A 16,086-nucleotide genomic window follows, 5' to 3' on the forward strand; every position below is an offset into this window, starting at 1 on the left:
CAAGGTTCTCGGCCCCGGAACATACACGCCAAGTGGGCGACATCCGCATGTCGTACGACCGATGTAGACCATATTGTAACCATTTGCACCAAGAGAGACGAGGCTCACGTCCGCACACCAAAAGGGCGGGCGGCGCGTCAATCCGCGCCGCCCGCCCCTCTTTTGAGCAGGTGTTACGAAACCACCGCCGGATCAGCGGACTTGGTGATCCGCTCCACGTTGCCTTCGTCACCCACGGCGATGCCTCGCCGCTTGGAGATGTACACCGCGCCGATGATGACGAGGATGGCGAGCGCCGCCACCACCGCCCGGACGCCGGGACTGGCGTCGTCGCCGTAGCTGAACTGCACCACCGCCGGAGCGATGAGCAGGGCCACCAGGTTCATCACCTTGAGCAGCGGGTTGATCGCGGGACCCGCCGTGTCCTTGAACGGGTCACCGACCGTGTCGCCGATCACGGTCGCGGCATGGGCCTCGCTGCCCTTGCCGCCGTGGTGGCCGTCCTCGACGAGCTTCTTGGCGTTGTCCCACGCGCCACCGGAGTTGGCGAGGAACACCGCCATCAGCGTGCCGGTGCCGATCGCGCCCGCCAGGAACGAGCCCAGTGCGCCCACCCCGAGCGAGAAGCCCACCGCGATGGGGGTGAGCACGGCGAGCAGGCCGGGCGTCGCCAGCTCGCGCAGCGCGTCCTTGGTGCAGATGTCGACGACGCGCCCGTACTCCGGCTTCTCGGTGTAGTCCATGATCCCGGGGTGCTCGCGGAACTGCCGCCGCACCTCGTAGACCACGGCTCCGGCGGACCGCGAGACCGCGTTGATCGCCAGCCCCGAGAAGAGGAAGACGACCGCGGCGCCCAGGATCAGGCCGACCAGGTTGTTGGGCTGCGAGATGTCCAGGCTCAGGCCCATGTCGCCGGCCTTGGCGCCCACCTCCGCGACCGCCGTGGCGATGGCGTCGCGGTACGAGCCGAAGAGCGCGGCCGCGGCGAGCACCGCGGTGGCGATGGCGATGCCCTTGGTGATCGCCTTCGTGGTGTTGCCGACCGCGTCCAGGTCGGTGAGGACCCGGGCGCCGGCGCCCGTGACGTCGCCGGACATCTCGGCGATGCCCTGCGCGTTGTCGGAGACCGGTCCGAAGGTGTCCATGGCGACGATGACGCCGACGGTGGTGAGCAGGCCGGTGCCGGCCAGGGCCACCGCGAACAGCGCCAGCATGATGGACGTACCGCCGAGCAGGAACGCGCCGTAGACGCCGAGGCCGATCAGCAGCGCGGTGTAGACGGCGGATTCCAGGCCGATGGCGATGCCCGCGAGCACGACGGTGGCCGGGCCGGTCAGCGAGGACTTTCCGATGTCCCGTACGGGGCGCCGGTTGGTCTCGGTGAAGTAGCCGGTGAGCTGCTGGATGAGCGCGGCGAGGACGATGCCGATGGCGACCGCGACGAGCGCGAGGATCCGCGGGTCGCCGTCGTGCGCCCGGACGGCGACGTCGGTGATGCCGTTCAGTTCGGCGTACGAGGAGGGCAGGTAGACGAAGACCGCCACCGCGACCAGGGCGAGGGAGATCACCGCCGAGATGAAGAAGCCCCGGTTGATGGCGGTCATCCCGCTGCGGTCGGAGCTCCGGGGCGCCACCGCGAAGATGCCGATCATGGCCGTGACCACGCCGATCGCCGGAACGATCAGCGGGAACGCGAGCCCGGCGTCACCGAACGCGGCCTTGCCGAGGATCAGCGCGGCCACCAGGGTCACCGCGTACGACTCGAAGAGGTCCGCCGCCATCCCCGCACAGTCGCCGACGTTGTCGCCCACATTGTCGGCGATGGTCGCGGCATTGCGCGGATCGTCCTCCGGAATGCCTTGCTCGACCTTGCCGACCAGGTCGGCGCCGACGTCGGCGGCCTTGGTGAAGATGCCGCCTCCCACACGCATGAACATGGCGATCAGCGCGGCGCCGAGGCCGAAGCCCTCCAGCACCTTGGGAGCGTCAGCGGCGTAGACGAGGACGACGCAGGAGGCACCGAGCAGGCCGAGGCCCACCGTGAACATGCCGACCACGCCGCCCGTACGGAAAGCGATCTTCATGGCCTTGTGTGCGACGGCCGTCAGATCCTTTGCCGGTTCGCCTTCCGCGGGAGTCGCTTCACGCGCGGCTGCTGCCACGCGCACATTCGCCCGTACGGCCAGGCGCATGCCGATGTATCCGGTCGCCGCCGAGAAAAGCGCGCCGACCAGGAAGAATGCCGAACGCCCGGCCCGTTGCGACCAGTTGTCCGCCGGGAGCAGGAAGAGCAGGAAGAACACGACCACGGCGAATACGCCGAGCGTGCGCAACTGCCGTGCCAGATAGGCGTTGGCGCCTTCCTGGACGGCTGCCGCGATCTCCTTCATCTTCTGGGTGCCTTCGCCGGCCGCCAGGACCTGGCGGACCAGCAGCTGGGCCACGACCAGCGCCGCGAGGGCGACGGACGCGATGACGATCACGATGAGGCGGTTGTCGTCAGTGAGAACCGCTGCTGCGAGGGTTGAGGGGTGGTCTTGCTGGTGAGGGGTGAAGAGCCCCGTCATTCGTCCTCCTTGACGTGATGAGCTCAAGATGTGGACGGATTGTAGGGAGCCGCACTAGATCAAAACAGAGCGCGGTAAACGGAATTGGCCTTCACTCGCTCCTCAGCAGAAGATCGCGCCTCACGAGTACCCCCCGAAAGCGGTAATGGGGCAAAAGCATTGACGACCGGTGAATGATCTAGATAAATGAAAAAGGCCCTGCTCAGCAGGGCCGCGATGGAGGTCGGACAGAGAAAGCAGAAAGTTGCAGAAAGAGGTTTGAATCAGGGAAGGGGGTGACTGGGGGGCTTCGGCCAGCTCATCCGGATCAGGCCGCCGAGTTCACCGGCGCTGACCTCGACGTCGTCGACGAGCCCGCTGATGACGGCGAGGCCCATCTCGTCCTCGCCCTCGGCGTCCGCGTCGTCGGCCCCGCCGTGCGAGCCGGGCGCCGCCCCCGACGGGCCGGGCACTTCGTCGCCGACCTCGATGGAGAACACCTTCTCCTCCTCGGTCAGCACGACCCGGACAGGGGCGGTCACACCATGACTGCGGTGCAGCCCGACAGCACGGGAGCAGGCCTCGCCGACAGCGAGCCTGACCTCGTCCAGCACGGCCTCCTCCACCCCGGCGCGGCGCGCCACGGCGGCCGCCACCAGGCGGGCCGTCCTGACATGCTCGGGCAGAGCGCTGAAGCGGAGTTCAACGGTGGCCATGCGATCCCCCTCAGACGTACGGGCGTGCGACTCAGGGGGCCCGGGCTCAGAGCCCGGCCCCCTGCTCTTCCTCCGGCAAGCCGTCAGTCGGTGGCCGCGACGGCTTCGTCCACCGAGGTGTGGATCGGGAACACCTTGGTCAGACCGGTGATGCGGAAGATCTTGAGAATGCGCTCCTGGTTGCAGACCAGACGCAGCGAGCCCTCATGGGCCCGGACACGCTTGAGTCCACCCACGAGCACGCCGAGTCCGGTGGAGTCGAGGAAGTCCACGCCCTCCATGTCGACAACCAGGTGGTAGCTGCCGTCGTTCACCAACTCGACCAACTGCTCGCGCAGCTTGGGCGCGGTATACACATCAATCTCGCCACCGACCTCAACGACCGTACGGTCGCCACCGGGGCCGGACACATTGCGAGTCGACAGGGACAGGTCCACGGATCCTCCAGCACCTTGCTATCGAGCGGCGCCCCCCAGGGGCATCCCCCATCCGAGGGCGGGGGACGGATTGGCAGCCGCGATGGCATTCAATCACTTACCAGCGGGCGTGCACGACGCCTTGGGACCATTGTCCTTCACGCCAGTGACACACTCGGTGCCGATGGCCAACAATCACCGCCCCGGTCGGAGCACGGAGACCACGGGCACACGCCCCTCCCCCAGCACCGTCCTGGACCGGCTCGCCAAGGGAGCGAACCGGGCTGCGCGCATCACTCATACGGAGCACTTGCCCCCGCGAGCGGGTCGCCATGCAGTCTGGCCCGATCGCATCCGGCCGGAAGTGATCGCAGCCATCCAGGCGGCCGGCATCGAGCACCCCTGGGCACACCAGGCTGCGGCCGCCGAGCACGCCCTCGACGGCAAGTCGGTCGTCGTCGCCACCGGCACCGCCTCGGGCAAGTCCCTCGCGTACCTGGCGCCCGTACTGTCCACCCTGCTCGACGGCGCCGAGGCCCCGAACGGGCGGGGGACGACCGCGCTCTACCTCGCCCCCACCAAGGCCCTGGCAGCCGACCAGCGCCGCGCCGTCAGGGCCCTGGCGGCGCCCCTGGGCACCTCGGTCCGGCCGGCGGTCTACGACGGCGACACGCCGGTCGAGGAGCGCGAGTGGGTCCGGCAGTACGCGAACTACGTCCTCACCAATCCGGACATGCTGCACCGCGGAATACTGCCCTCCCACCCACGCTGGTCCTCCTTCCTGCGCGCGCTGCGCTATGTCGTCATCGACGAGTGCCACACCTACCGGGGCGTGTTCGGCTCGCACGTCGCCCAGGTGCTGCGCCGGCTGCGCCGCCTCTGCGCCCGCTACGGCTCGAACCCCGTCTTCCTCCTCGCGTCCGCCACCGCCGCCGAGCCCGCGGTCGCGGCCGGCCGGCTCACCGGCCTGCCCGTCACCGAGGTCGCCGACGACGCATCCCCGCGCGGCGAGCTGGTCTTCGCCCTCTGGGAGCCGCCGCTCACCGATCTGCAGGGCGAGAAGGGCGCCCCCGTCCGCCGCACCGCCACCGCCGAAACCGCCGACCTCCTCACCGATCTGACCGTGCAGGGCGTACGTACGGTCGCCTTCGTACGCTCCCGGCGCGGCGCCGAGCTGATCGCGGTCATCGCCCAGGAACGGCTGGCCGAGGTGGACCGCTCCCTCCCCCGGCGGGTCGCCGCCTACCGAGGCGGCTACCTGCCGGAAGAACGCCGCGCCCTGGAGCGCGCCCTGCACTCGGGCGAGCTCCTTGGCCTGGCCGCCACCACCGCCCTGGAGCTGGGAGTCGACGTCTCCGGCCTGGACGCCGTCGTCATCGCGGGGTACCCGGGCACCCGGGCCTCCCTGTGGCAGCAGGCGGGCCGCGCCGGACGCTCTGGCCAGGGCGCCCTGGCGGTCCTGGTGGCCCGGGACGACCCGCTGGACACCTACCTGGTCCACCACCCCGAGGCGCTGTTCCGGCAGCCAGTCGAGTCCACCGTGCTCGACCCGGAGAACCCGTACGTCCTCGCCCCCCATCTTTGTGCGGCCGCCGCCGAGCTACCGCTCACCGAGACCGACCTCGACCTCTTCGGCCCGGCCGCCGCCGGGCTGCTGCCTCAGCTGGAGGCCGCCAGGCTGCTCCGGCGCCGGGCTACGGCCTGGCACTGGACCCGCCGCGAGCGGGCCGCGGACCTCACCGACATCCGGGGCGAGGGCGGGCGCCCCGTCCAGGTCGTCGAGGCTGCCACCGGCCGGCTGCTGGGCACCGTGGACGAATCCGCCTCCCATACCGCCGTCCACGACGGCGCCGTCCACCTCCACCAGGGCCGCACCTATCTGGTGAAGCACCTGGACCTGGAGGACTCCGTGGCGCTGGTGGAGGAGGCCAGCCCGCCGTACTCCACCACCGCTCGTGACACCACCTCCATCTCGGTCCTGGAGACCGACACCGAGATCCCCTGGGGGGACGGGCGGCTCTCCTACGGCTCCGTCGAAGTCACCAACCAGGTCGTCTCCTACCTCCGCCGCAAGCTGATCACCGGTGAGGTGCTCGGTGAGGCCAAGCTCGAACTGCCCCCGCGCACCCTGCGCACCCGCGCCGTCTGGTGGACGGTCACCGAGGACCAGCTCGACGCCGCCCGGATCCACCCGGAGATCCTGGGGGGAGCCCTGCACGCCGCCGAACACGCGTCGATCGGGATGCTCCCGCTCTTCGCCACCTGCGACCGCTGGGACATCGGCGGTGTCTCGGTCCCGCTCCACCCGGACACCCTGCTGCCGACGGTCTTCGTGTACGACGGCCACCCCGGCGGGGCCGGATTCGCCGAGCGCGCCTTCCACACCGCCCGCGAGTGGCTCACCGCCACCCGCGAGGCCATCGCGTCCTGCGAGTGCGAAGCCGGCTGCCCCTCCTGCATCCAGTCCCCCAAGTGCGGCAACGGCAACGACCCCCTCCACAAGCAGGGCGCCGTCCGCCTGCTCACCACCCTGCTCACCGGGGCGCCCGAGGACTGACCGGACCCACCGGAACGGGTGGACCGGCCCTGGCCCGGACCGCCGAGGTGAACGGCCCGAAGCCCGCCTCCGCCGTGACGTCCGAGATCTCCCCGTGCACGTGGCACCGCACCAGGCGCGTGCCCTGTGCCCGCGCCACGCCGGCTGCCTTGCCGCAGGCTCCCTCCGGCCCTTCGATCCAGTGGTCCGCGGCGGCGAGCGCGGCCAGGTCCGCCGCCGCGCCCGCGCGGTGACGGACCACCACCGCCTGTCCCATCGCCAGGACGACCGCGAACACCACGCACAGCACGCAGCTGACCACCGCGGCCCACACGGTCGCCGATCCCCGGTCCCCGTCCGCTCCCGGGCACCGGCCCAGAGCCCGCCTCACGGCCCCACCCCCACTGTGTCCTCGGCCAGCGCCACCGCCTGCGCACTCAGGCGCATCGACAGGGCCGACGGTCCCGGTGTCGGCGCCTCCACCCGTACCCGCCACAGCTCCCCCTCCCGCTCCACGGCGACTCGCGCACCGCCCGGGGCCGCCGAACGAGCGGCAGCCACCACGGCAGGCCCGGCCTCGGACCGGGCTGCCGCCCGGGCCCCGGCCCGCGCCGCGTCCACACACTGGATCTGCGCGGACGCCGCCATCAGCGCCCACACCAGGGCCATGGCGAAGAGGACCAGCGCGGGCACCACCACGGCCGCCTCGGCGGTCACATAGCCCCGGTCAGAACTGCGCATCGAGCGCCTTCCCGATCACCGACTGCAGCGCCGACGAGACCGCGCCGCTGGTGACCACCTTGTAGAGCACCGCGGCGAAGCCACACGCCGCGATCGTCCCCATGGCGTACTCGGACGTCGTCATCCCGGCGTCCTCACGCGACCGGCTCAGCGCGTCGCGCACTCGCTCCCACACCCACATACCAACCCCCAAGAAACATTCATTCGGTCGTCACTCGTTTGCCGGAATCAGTTGCCGTTCAGCAGGCCGCTCGCCAGACCGATCACCACCGGGGCCACTCCGACCACCAGGAAGGCCGGCAGAAAGCAGAGCCCCACCGGAGCGGTGATGAGCACGGCGGCACGCTGTGCCCCAGCTGTCGCCGCCCTCGACCGGTCGTCCCGCAGTCCCATGGCCAGCCGGGCGACCGGCTCCGCAGCCGGCGCGCCCGTGCACGCGGCGCGCTCCAGGCAGCCAGCCAGCGATCGCGCTCCCGGTATCTCCGCCAACCGCCCCCACGCGGCGGCCGGTTCACTGCCGAGCCGCAACTCCGCCCCGGCGCGGGCCAGACGCTCGCCCACCGGCCCGCCGAGCGACTCCCCGACCACCTCGGCCGCCTCGCGCGGCCCCGCCCCCGCGGCGAGGCATGCGGCCAGCAGGTCGGCGGCGAGCGGGAGTTGGCGGGCCGCCTCCGCGTCGTCGCCCGCGCCGGCCGGTGGCTTCCGGCCCCGCAGCCATCGCCGTACGCCCCAGGCGGCGGCCAGACCCACCAGGCAGCCGGCCACTCCACCGACCAGGACATAGCCGGTGACCACCGCGCCCACCGGCGCCGCCCAGCCCCTCACCCCAGCCGCCCAAGCACGTGGCAGGCCGCTCGACCGCGAGCCGGGGTCAGCCGCGAGCAGCACCGCCAGCCGGCGCCGCATCGCCCGCTCCCGTATCCGCGCGGCCAGCGCGGAGCCGAGGCACGCCACAGCGGCAGCGACCGACACCACCACCCCCAGCCTGTGGACAACATCACCGGTCATGCGCGCTCCCCCGCTCGTACGATCCGGCCGGCCCAGAACACCCCGAGGCCCTCCAGCAACCCGCCGACCACCAGGCACCCCAGCCCCGCCGGGGTGTGCAGCAGGACCCCCAGCGGACCTGCCCCCAGTGCGGTGCCGATCAGAAGCCCCGCAACCGGCAGGAGCGCGAGCACCACCGCCGTCGATCTGGCCCCGGCCAACTGGGCCCGCAGTTCCTCCCGCTGGTCCCGCTCGGCCCGCAGCGCGGCCTCCAGCCGGTCCAGCCCGGCCGCGAGCCCCGCCCCGCCGTCCACCGACACCCGCCAGCAGGCGGCCACCCCGACGAGCCCTTCCGCACCCGGCTCCCGCGCCGCCTGCAACAGCGCTTCCGGCACGTCCCCGCCGAACCGCGCCGCGGCCACCACCGCCCCCTCGGCGCCACCGAGCCCGCCGGAACCGGGGGTGAAACCACGCACCACCGCCCGCAACGCCTGCCCTGGCTGTAACCCCGCGCGCAGCTCCCCCGCCACCGCCCCGCACAGGGCGATCACCTCCCGGCCCCGCCACTCGCGCTCGCCGGCCCGCTCCCGTGCCCGCAGCCAACGCGCTACGAGAGGCACGGCCAACGCGCCCCCGATCAGCGGCAGCACCGACTCGCCCACGACGGCGATCAGGGCCCCCACCAGCAGGCAGGCCCACTCCCGCCGCACACGGGCCCGCGCGGCGCCCAGCATCCGACCCCACGGAGGACCGGACGTGGCCGGCCCGCCTCCCGAGAGCATCAACGTGGCCCGCCGCAGCGCCTGATCACGCCCGCCCATCAGCCACGCGGCCGCCCCCGCACACACCGCCGCCGCACAGACCTGCGCGACACCCGTCACAGCGCACCCCCGAGCATCGACCGCAGCCGCTCCCAGCCACGCTCATGGACGAAGGCCTCAGCGCCCCACCGCAGCGCCGGCACGGTCACCACCAGCCCCGCCGCATCCCGCTCCAGTACATGCACCTCGGCAACGCGCCGCCGCCCTCCCCGGTCCCGCGCGAGATGGACCACCACCGACAGCGCCGCGGCCAACTGGCTGTGCAGCGCCGCCCGGTCGAGCCCTGCCGCCGTCCCCAGCGCCTCCAGCCGCGCGGGCACATGTGCCGCCGCATTGGCGTGCACGGTCCCGCAGCCGCCTTCATGCCCGGTGTTCAGGGCGGCCAGCAGATCGGTGACCTCCTCGCCCCGCACCTCCCCCACGACCAGCCGGTCGGGACGCATCCGCAGCGCCTGCCGCACCAGGTCCTTCAAGGTCACCAGGCCCACGCCCTCCTGGTTGGCCGGGCGCGATTCGAGCCACACCACATGCGGATGATCCGGGCGCAGCTCCGCCGAGTCCTCGGCCAACACAATCCGCTCCGCGGCCCCCACCAGCCCCAGCAGTGAACTCAGCAGCGTCGTCTTCCCCGAGCCCGTACCTCCGCTGATCAGATACGAGAGCCGGGCGTCGATCAGCGCTCGCAGCACCCGGTCCCCGCCCGGCGGCACCGTGCCCGCCGCGACCAACTCGCCCAGTGAGAAAGCCCGGGGTCGGACCACTCGCAGGGACAGACAGGCTGAGCCGACAGCGATGGGCGGCAGCACAGCGTGCAGCCGGGTCCCGTCCGGCAGCCGGGCGTCCACCCACGGCCTCGCGTCGTCCAACCGCCTCCCGGCCACCGCCGCCAGCCGCTGAGCCAGCCTGCGCACCGCGCCCGCGTCGGCGAACGACACCCCGGTGAGCTCCAGCCCGCGGCCGCGGTCCACCCACACCCGGTCAGGAGCGGCCACCAGAACGTCCGTGACCTCAGGATCCGCGAGCAGCGGCTCCAACGGCCCCGCACCCACCAGCTCGGAGCGCAACTCCTCAGCCACGCCGAGCACTTCCGTGTCCCCGAGCAGCCGCCCCTGGGACCGCAGCGCGGCCGCCACCCGGGACGGGGTCGGCTCCGCACCGCTCTCCGCGAGCCGCCGTCGCACCGCGTCCAGCAATTGAGCGCTCATGACGGAACACCCCCGGCCAGCGCCTGGTCCCAGAACGCCGCACAGAACCTGGCCAGCGGACTCCGCGGACTGCCACCCGGCGGCGCTCCGCCGTCCTGGGCGCCCAGCAGCCCTGCCTCCACCGGCAGTTCACCCGCGAGCGGCAGTCCCAGCAGCCCGGCCACCGACTCGTCATCCAGCCCCGCGGCATACGGCCCGCGCACCACCGCCCGAAGGTCGCGCAGCACCATGCCCGCCATCGACGCCACCCGGCTCGCGGCCGCCACGGCCCGCAGCTCCGCCGGCACCACCAGCAGTCCGAGGTCCAGCTGGGCCAACGCCTCGGCCACGCCCTCGTCCACCCGCCGGGGCAGATCGACGACCACAACCCCGCCCCGCCTGCGCGCCGCGGCCAGCACCGATCGTATGGCCGTCGGCGGAATGACCACCGAATCCCCGCGGTCCCAGCTGAGGACCCGCAGCGCGTGCAGTTCGGGCAGCGACTCCTCCAGCGCCCCACCGCCGACCCTGCCACGCGACCCGGCGAAATCCGGCCAGCGCAGCCCTTCCGCGCTCTCGCCGCCGAGCAGCACATCGAGCCCGCCGCCAAGCGGATCGGCGTCGATCAGCATCGCCCGCTCGCCGCCGCGGGCAGCGGTCACAGCGAGCGCGCAGGCCAGTGTCGAAGCCCCTGCCCCGCCTCGCCCGCCGATCACCCCGACCGTGAGTGCCTGCCGTCCCGCCCCCTCCGCCACATCGGCGATCCGGTCGACGAGCCACGCCTCGGCATCGGGGAGCCGCAGCACGTGGTCGGCACCGATCTCCACGGCCCGCCGCCAGACTTCGGGGTCGTCCTGGTCCCGCCCGACGAGAAGGACTCCCCGCCGGCGCACAGCGCCCCGCACCCGGGTCGCGGCATCGTCCCCGACGAGCACCAGTGGCGCGCTGTCCCAGCCGCCTCCGCCTCTGCCGCCGCCCCCTCGCTCGGGCACCCCGTGGTGCACTTCGGGCTCGACGCCGGCCGCCGCACACAACCGCAACAGGTCGTCGAGCAGCGCCGCGTCCTCGGTGACGATCAGCGGTCTGCTCTGGCGCCCCTCGGCACTCAGCAGTCGCTCGGAAGTGATGGATCCCGCCACGATCTCCGCCCCCTCTCGCTACAAATCCCGCATCCGCGAACTTCGCGGACGGAATCACCGTGCAGCGATCCTGGAAATCGTGTGGATCTTGCTCAAAAACTGTGGACAACTCCCCACTTGTGAATATCCCGCTCACTCATACCAGTGACTTCCGGAGCGCAGCGCAACCACTACACACCGTGACGAGTCTGAGGAGTTGAGGGTCTTCACCTACGAGGCCCGTGAGCCGCAGGGAAGGACCGGAATGAGCCGGAGAGAAGCGGCGAAAACGCGTCCAGACATGCGACGACCCCCGCCGGGGGGGAGAGCGGGGGTCGTCCCCACGGCCGACTCGGGGGGGGAGGAGTCGGACCGGGTTAGCACGGTCGCGAACGATCCGTGACTTCCATGGTGTACCCGAGAGCCTTCTCAGGCAAACCCACGCGCCCCACCTTACGCCGAATGGTGGGCGCATATGCTCGGGCCCGTGGAAAACCACTCCTTGCCGCGAACAGCTGCGTTCTTCGACCTGGACAAGACGGTCATTGCGAAGTCGAGCACTCTGACCTTCAGTAAGTCCTTCTACCAAGGCGGCCTGATCAACCGCAGAGCGGTACTGCGGACCGCATATGCCCAGTTCGTCTTTCTCGCGGGCGGCGCCGACCACGATCAGATGGAGCGGATGCGCGAGTACCTCTCCGCGCTCTGCAAAGGCTGGAACGTCCAGCTGGTCAAGGAGCTCGTCGCGGAGACGCTGCACGATCTCATCGACCCGATCATTTACGACGAGGCGGCGTCCCTCATCGAGGAGCACCACAGGGCCGGCCGCGACGTTGTGATCGTTTCCACCTCCGGCGCGGAGGTCGTCGAGCCCATCGGCGAGCTCCTCGGCGCCGACCGGGTGGTGGCCACGCGCATGGTGGTCGGCGAGGACGGCTGCTTCACGGGCGAGGTCGAGTACTACGCGTACGGCCCCACCAAGGCGGAAGCGATCAGGGAACTGGCCGAATCCGAGGGATACGACCTGGACCGCTGTTTCGCGTACAGCGACTCCGTCACCGACGTCCCGATGCTGGGCTCGGTGGGCCATCCGTACGCCGTCAACCCGGACCGTGCGCTGCGCCGCGAGGCGCTCTCCCGCGGATGGCCGATTCTCGTGTTCAACCGGCCGGTCCGGCTCAAGCAACGGCTGCCCGGGTTCTCGATGCCGACGCGCCCCGCGCTGATGGCGGCCGCCGCTGTGGGCGCGGCCGCGGCTACGGCCGGACTGGTCTGGTACGCCAGTCGGCGCCGCGCCGCCGTCCTCCCGGCGCCCGCCTGACCTGCGGCAATTCTCGGCCGCCCGATTGCATTGCATTTGAACCCAAAAGTAAAGAACCGCAGTCAGGGCTTCCGCTTGCCTCACCTCAGGAGTAGAAAGGAGTTAACGGCCCGCGAGACCAAGGACAGATCCGAGAGGATGACCTTCAGAACGCAGTAAGGCCCACGGACCGATGCATGAACGCCGAGCACCCACGCGACGTCGACCCGTCGATTACGGGCCAGCCGCACCAGGTGACGGGCAGAGTTCCCGACCTGATGGGCAAATATCGAGGACGCTTGGTAACTGGGCTGACATGCCAGCGGCGACACCACAAGCTTCACGGTGTCGCCGCAACCCTGTCTCCGGCCCGGTATCCGGCTCCTGCTACGCGGCCCCGCGCTGCAGCGCCTCGCACACCGCCGTCGACTCCCTGACCCCCAGCTCCACCGCGCGCCCACAGTGCGCGATCCACGCCCCCATACCCTCGGGCGTCCCGGAGACATAGCCGTCGAGGGCCGCGACATAGGCCGCGCGCCCCAGCTCCGCATGGCCCACCTCGGCCGGGCAGATCGACTTGGGGTCGAGACCGCTGCCGATCAGCACGATGCGCTCGGCGGCCCGCGCGACCAGCCCGTTGTACGAGCCGAAGGGGCGCAGCGTGAGCAGTTCCCCGTGCACCACCGCGGCCGTGACCAGCGCCGGGGCGGAACCGCCCGCGATGATCAACTGCGACAGTCCCTCCAGCCGACCCGCCACCTCCTCCGCGTCCGGCAGCGGCAGCTCGACGAGCGGTTCGTCGACCGGCTCGGCCGAGAAGCGCGGCCGACCGACCGAGTCGTCGGGCGCCGCACCCCCAGCCGCGACCAGGTGCAGTCGCGCCAGCACGCGCAGCGGCGACTGCCGCCAGATGCTCAGCAGTTGGCCGGCCTCCGCGGTCAGCCGCAGGGCCGCACCGACGGTCAGCGCCTCGGCGTCACTGCTGAAGTCGGTGCGTCGGCGCACCTCCTCGAGCGCCCAGTCGGCGCCGGACAGCGCAGCGCTGCCGCGCGCCCCACGCAGCGCGGCCTCGGAGGTGACCTCGGTCCCGCGCCGGCGCATGACGCGGTGTCCGTAGACCCGGTCGACGGCCTTGCGTACGGAGTCCACGGATTCGTCAACGCCGGGAAGAGAGCCCAGTGCGGCGAGCGGATCGGCTGACGTACTCATAAGTAAGGAGCCTACGCACCCGTAGCGCGCGCCCCACCTTGGAGTGGTCTTCTTCACTCAGATCGACAACAAGGGGCAATCATGCGATTACCCTTGGTGAACATGAAGATCGCTTTCGTAGGGAAGGGCGGCAGCGGTAAGACCACGCTGTCCTCGCTCTTCATCCGCCACCTTGCCGCCAATGAGGCCCCCGTCGTCGCGGTGGACGCCGACATCAACCAGCACCTGGGGGCCGCCCTCGGTCTCGACGAGGAGCAGGCCGGCGCGCTGCCCGCGATGGGCGCGCACCTTCCCCTGATCAAGGAGTACCTGCGGGGCTCGAACCCCCGGATCGCCTCTGCCGAGACGATGATCAAGACGACCCCGCCCGGTACGGGGTCACGTCTGCTGAAGGTCCGCGAGGACAACCCGGTGTACGAGGCGTGCGCCCGCCCCGTACCGCTCGACGACGGCGTGATCCGGCTGATGGCCACCGGGCCCTTCACCGAGTCCGACCTCGGTGTGGCCTGTTACCACTCCAAGGTCGGCGCGGTCGAACTGTGCCTGAACCACCTCGTCGACGGCCCGGACGAGTATGTCGTCGTCGACATGACCGCGGGCTCCGACTCCTTCGCGTCCGGCATGTTCACGCGGTTCGACATGACCTTCCTGGTGGCCGAGCCGACCCGCAAGGGCGTCTCGGTGTACCGCCAGTACAAGGAGTACGCGCGGGACTTCGGCATCTCCCTCAAGGTTGTCGGCAACAAGGTGCAGGGCGAGGACGACCTCGACTTCCTGCGCGAGGAAGTGGGGGACGACCTGCTGGTCACCGTGGGGCACTCCGACTGGGTGCGCGCGATGGAGAAGGGCCGCCCGCCGCGCTTCGAGTTGTTGGAGGCCGCCAACCGCCTTGCCCTGCAGGCTCTGCAGGACGCGGCCGAGGATTCCTACGAACGCCGCGACTGGGCGCGCTACACCCGCCAGATGGTGCACTTCCACCTGAAGAACGCGGAGAGCTGGGGCAACGCGAAGACGGGTGTCGATCTGGCTGCCCAGGTCGACCCCGCCTTCGTGCTGGGCGAGCACACGCCCGTTCCCCAGCCCAGCTGAGGCACGGGCGGGTGGTGCCCTACACCATTCCCTAGCGCCGGCCGGCCTCGGCATGCGACGCGGGAGCCGTGCCCGCCGGGAAAGCCGGCTGGGCGGTCAGGAATGCCGCCCAGCCCTCCTTCGGCGCCTTGCCGACGCCGAGCGTTCGCATCCGTTCGATCAGCTGCGGATCCTGCGCGTCCAGCCAGTCGACGAGCTGGCGGAAGGACACACAGCGCACGTCCTGCTGGACGCAGACCGTCTTGATGGTCTCCTCGATGGCCCGCATGTACGTGCCGCCGTTCCAGGACTCGAAATGGTTGCCGATGATCAGCGGAGCCCGGTTTCCCCGGTACGCGCGGTCGAACGCCTGCAGTAGCCCGTCGCGCATCTGGTTGCCCCAGTATTCGCGCATCGAGGGGGCGCCCTGGGAGGTCTTCCCGGACTGGTTGACCATGAAGTTGTAATCCATGCTGAGCGTCTCGAAGCCCCGCCCGGGCATCGGGACCAGTTGGAGCGGCAGGTCCCACAGGCCCTCGGCCTTCTTCGGCCAGATCTGCTTGCTGATGCCGCTGGAGTCGTACCGGAACCCCAGTTCCGGTGCTGCCCGCATGAAATTGCGCCGGCCCTCCAGGCAGGGTGTGCGGCCGCCGATGAGCTCCTTGTCGTAATCGAAGGGCAGGGGCTCCTCGTCCGGCAGGCCGGCGTTGGTCTTCCAGTTCTTCACGAAGGACTTGGCCTGCGCGATCTCGCTCTTCCACTCCGCTACGGACCAGGTCCCGACCCCACCGTCGGGACCGCAGAAGTGGCCGTTGAAGTGGGTGCCGACCTCGTTGCCGTCCTGCCAGGCGCCGCGCAGATGCTCCACGGTCTCCTTGATGCCCTCGAGGTCGCCGAAGCCGATGTCGGAGCGGCCGGGCGCGTGCTGGGGAGGGTCGTAGAGGTGACGTTTCTCCTCAGGCAGCAGATAGACCCCGCTGAGGAAGTACGTCATCTGCGCGTCGTACTTCTTGCCCACCTTGCGGAAGTGGGAGAAGAGCTTCTGGCTGTCCTCACCCGCGCCGTCCCACGAGAACACCACGAACTGCGGGGGCTTCTGGCCGGGCTTCAGCTTCTCCGGCTTCCGGATGTTCGGCTGGCGGCCCGTGAACGCGGTCGAGCCGTCGCCGATCAGACCGAACTTCTCCTGGGGCGCGCCCGGGGCGGGGACTCCCTTCTGCGGGCCCGGTGCGCCCTCCTTGGCGGGCTCACCGCTTGTGCAGCCGGCGATTCCCCATGCCAGCGCCGCGGCAACGATGCCGCCTGCGACCTTCTTCGTGGCGCCCATCATCCGCCCACCTCTTCCCGGGATCTCTCAGCGTCGAAGCGGCCGCCGACACGGCGCGCGGCTCAACGTCGCACGCCCCCGGGTCGAGGAAAGTTATGACAAGCCGTATTAAATGCT

The 16,086-nt window shown here is 70.9% G+C and carries 15 protein-coding genes; 3 read left to right on the forward strand and 12 right to left on the reverse strand.

What is annotated here, in order from left to right; genetic code table 11:
- Positions 1–173: 173 nt before the first annotated feature.
- From NLX86_RS19860 to bldG, 3 genes are all read right to left on the reverse strand, one after another.
- A complete protein-coding gene (locus tag NLX86_RS19860) occupies positions 174–2,567 on the reverse strand; it encodes a sodium-translocating pyrophosphatase (protein WP_254373079.1) in 2,394 nt (797 codons plus the stop codon).
- A 263-nt stretch (positions 2,568–2,830) separates the two neighbouring features.
- Positions 2,831–3,262 carry an ATP-binding protein gene (locus NLX86_RS19865; RefSeq protein ID WP_254373080.1) on the reverse strand — a complete coding sequence of 144 codons (432 nt, stop codon included), beginning with the start codon at positions 3,260–3,262 and terminating at the stop codon, positions 2,831–2,833.
- Between the two features lie 83 nt (positions 3,263–3,345).
- Positions 3,346–3,699 carry an anti-sigma factor antagonist BldG gene (gene bldG, locus NLX86_RS19870; protein WP_093799810.1) on the reverse strand — a complete coding sequence of 118 codons (354 nt, stop codon included), beginning with the start codon at positions 3,697–3,699 and terminating at the stop codon, positions 3,346–3,348.
- 82 nt (positions 3,700–3,781) lie between these two features.
- On the opposite strand from bldG, the gene NLX86_RS19875 reads away from it, so the two are divergent.
- Positions 3,782–6,235 carry a DEAD/DEAH box helicase gene (locus tag NLX86_RS19875; protein ID WP_254373081.1) on the forward strand — a complete coding sequence of 818 codons (2,454 nt, stop codon included), beginning with the start codon at positions 3,782–3,784 and terminating at the stop codon, positions 6,233–6,235.
- Here NLX86_RS19875 and NLX86_RS19880 read toward each other — a convergent pair.
- The 7 genes from NLX86_RS19880 to ssd are packed head-to-tail and all read right to left on the reverse strand — an operon-like array spanning position 6,213 to position 11,086.
- Positions 6,213–6,605: an Rv3654c family TadE-like protein gene (locus tag NLX86_RS19880; protein WP_308409614.1), complete on the reverse strand. Its 393-nt coding sequence runs from the start codon at positions 6,603–6,605 to the stop codon at positions 6,213–6,215. The two genes, NLX86_RS19875 and NLX86_RS19880, sit on opposite strands and share 23 nt — an antisense overlap.
- The gene (locus NLX86_RS19885) at positions 6,602–6,955 is read right to left on the reverse strand and encodes a TadE family type IV pilus minor pilin (RefSeq protein ID WP_254373082.1); all 354 of its coding nucleotides are present in this window, start codon (positions 6,953–6,955) and stop codon (positions 6,602–6,604) included. Before NLX86_RS19885 ends, NLX86_RS19880 begins: the two co-directional genes overlap by 4 nt.
- Positions 6,942–7,136, reverse strand: a complete 195-nt coding sequence (locus NLX86_RS19890) for a DUF4244 domain-containing protein (protein ID WP_254373122.1) — start codon at positions 7,134–7,136, stop codon at positions 6,942–6,944. The genes NLX86_RS19885 and NLX86_RS19890 overlap by 14 nt, the downstream gene beginning before the upstream one ends.
- Before the next feature lie 47 nt (positions 7,137–7,183).
- Entirely contained in the window at positions 7,184–7,963 is a 780-nt protein-coding gene (locus NLX86_RS19895) for a type II secretion system F family protein (protein WP_254373083.1), read from the reverse strand.
- Positions 7,960–8,763, reverse strand: a complete 804-nt coding sequence (locus NLX86_RS19900; protein WP_254373123.1) for a type II secretion system F family protein — start codon at positions 8,761–8,763, stop codon at positions 7,960–7,962. Before NLX86_RS19900 ends, NLX86_RS19895 begins: the two co-directional genes overlap by 4 nt.
- A 56-nt stretch (positions 8,764–8,819) precedes the next feature.
- On the reverse strand, positions 8,820–9,968 hold the full coding sequence (locus NLX86_RS19905) for a TadA family conjugal transfer-associated ATPase (protein WP_254373084.1): 1,149 nt from the start codon (positions 9,966–9,968) through the stop codon (positions 8,820–8,822).
- On the reverse strand, positions 9,965–11,086 hold the full coding sequence (gene ssd, locus NLX86_RS19910) for a septum site-determining protein Ssd (RefSeq protein WP_254373085.1): 1,122 nt from the start codon (positions 11,084–11,086) through the stop codon (positions 9,965–9,967). Before ssd ends, NLX86_RS19905 begins: the two co-directional genes overlap by 4 nt.
- A gap of 454 nt (positions 11,087–11,540) precedes the next feature.
- On the opposite strand from ssd, the gene NLX86_RS19915 reads away from it, so the two are divergent.
- Positions 11,541–12,386 carry an HAD family phosphatase gene (locus tag NLX86_RS19915; RefSeq protein ID WP_254373086.1) on the forward strand — a complete coding sequence of 282 codons (846 nt, stop codon included), beginning with the start codon at positions 11,541–11,543 and terminating at the stop codon, positions 12,384–12,386.
- 366 nt (positions 12,387–12,752) lie between these two features.
- Here NLX86_RS19915 and NLX86_RS19920 read toward each other — a convergent pair whose 3' ends face one another.
- On the reverse strand, positions 12,753–13,574 hold the full coding sequence (locus tag NLX86_RS19920; protein ID WP_254373087.1) for an oxidoreductase: 822 nt from the start codon (positions 13,572–13,574) through the stop codon (positions 12,753–12,755).
- 102 nt (positions 13,575–13,676) lie between these two features.
- Between NLX86_RS19920 and NLX86_RS19925 the strand changes: the two genes are divergently transcribed.
- Positions 13,677–14,663 (forward strand): ATP-binding protein, encoded by a 987-nt coding sequence (locus tag NLX86_RS19925; RefSeq protein WP_254373124.1) that lies wholly within the window; start codon positions 13,677–13,679, stop codon positions 14,661–14,663.
- 31 nt (positions 14,664–14,694) lie between these two features.
- Here the strand turns inward: NLX86_RS19925 and NLX86_RS19930 are convergent, their stop codons facing one another.
- Positions 14,695–15,972, reverse strand: coding sequence for a hypothetical protein (locus NLX86_RS19930; protein ID WP_254373088.1), 1,278 nt, complete (start codon positions 15,970–15,972; stop codon positions 14,695–14,697).
- Positions 15,973–16,086 lie beyond the last annotated feature (114 nt).

Origin of the sequence: Streptomyces sp. A3M-1-3 (assembly GCF_024213665.1) — a bacterium.
GTDB lineage: Bacteria > Actinomycetota > Actinomycetes > Streptomycetales > Streptomycetaceae > Streptomyces.

Excerpts from the sequence above, each read along its gene's own strand:
- NLX86_RS19920 (WP_254373087.1), bottom strand. The coding sequence starts at position 13,574 with ATGAGTACGTCAGCCGATCCGCTCGCCGCACTGGGCTCTCTTCCCGGC.
- NLX86_RS19885 (WP_254373082.1), bottom strand. The coding sequence starts at position 6,955 with ATGCGCAGTTCTGACCGGGGCTATGTGACCGCCGAGGCGGCCGTGGTG.
- NLX86_RS19900 (WP_254373123.1), bottom strand. The coding sequence starts at position 8,763 with ATGGGCGGGCGTGATCAGGCGCTGCGGCGGGCCACGTTGATGCTCTCG.
- NLX86_RS19905 (WP_254373084.1), bottom strand. The coding sequence starts at position 9,968 with ATGAGCGCTCAATTGCTGGACGCGGTGCGACGGCGGCTCGCGGAGAGC.
- NLX86_RS19895 (WP_254373083.1), bottom strand. The coding sequence starts at position 7,963 with ATGACCGGTGATGTTGTCCACAGGCTGGGGGTGGTGGTGTCGGTCGCT.
- NLX86_RS19865 (WP_254373080.1), bottom strand. The coding sequence starts at position 3,262 with ATGGCCACCGTTGAACTCCGCTTCAGCGCTCTGCCCGAGCATGTCAGG.
- NLX86_RS19930 (WP_254373088.1), bottom strand. The coding sequence starts at position 15,972 with ATGATGGGCGCCACGAAGAAGGTCGCAGGCGGCATCGTTGCCGCGGCG.
- NLX86_RS19860 (WP_254373079.1), bottom strand. The coding sequence starts at position 2,567 with ATGACGGGGCTCTTCACCCCTCACCAGCAAGACCACCCCTCAACCCTC.
- NLX86_RS19925 (WP_254373124.1), top strand. The coding sequence starts at position 13,677 with ATGAAGATCGCTTTCGTAGGGAAGGGCGGCAGCGGTAAGACCACGCTG.
- NLX86_RS19915 (WP_254373086.1), top strand. The coding sequence starts at position 11,541 with ATGCTCGGGCCCGTGGAAAACCACTCCTTGCCGCGAACAGCTGCGTTC.
- NLX86_RS19875 (WP_254373081.1), top strand. The coding sequence starts at position 3,782 with ATGGCATTCAATCACTTACCAGCGGGCGTGCACGACGCCTTGGGACCA.
- NLX86_RS19890 (WP_254373122.1), bottom strand. The coding sequence starts at position 7,136 with ATGTGGGTGTGGGAGCGAGTGCGCGACGCGCTGAGCCGGTCGCGTGAG.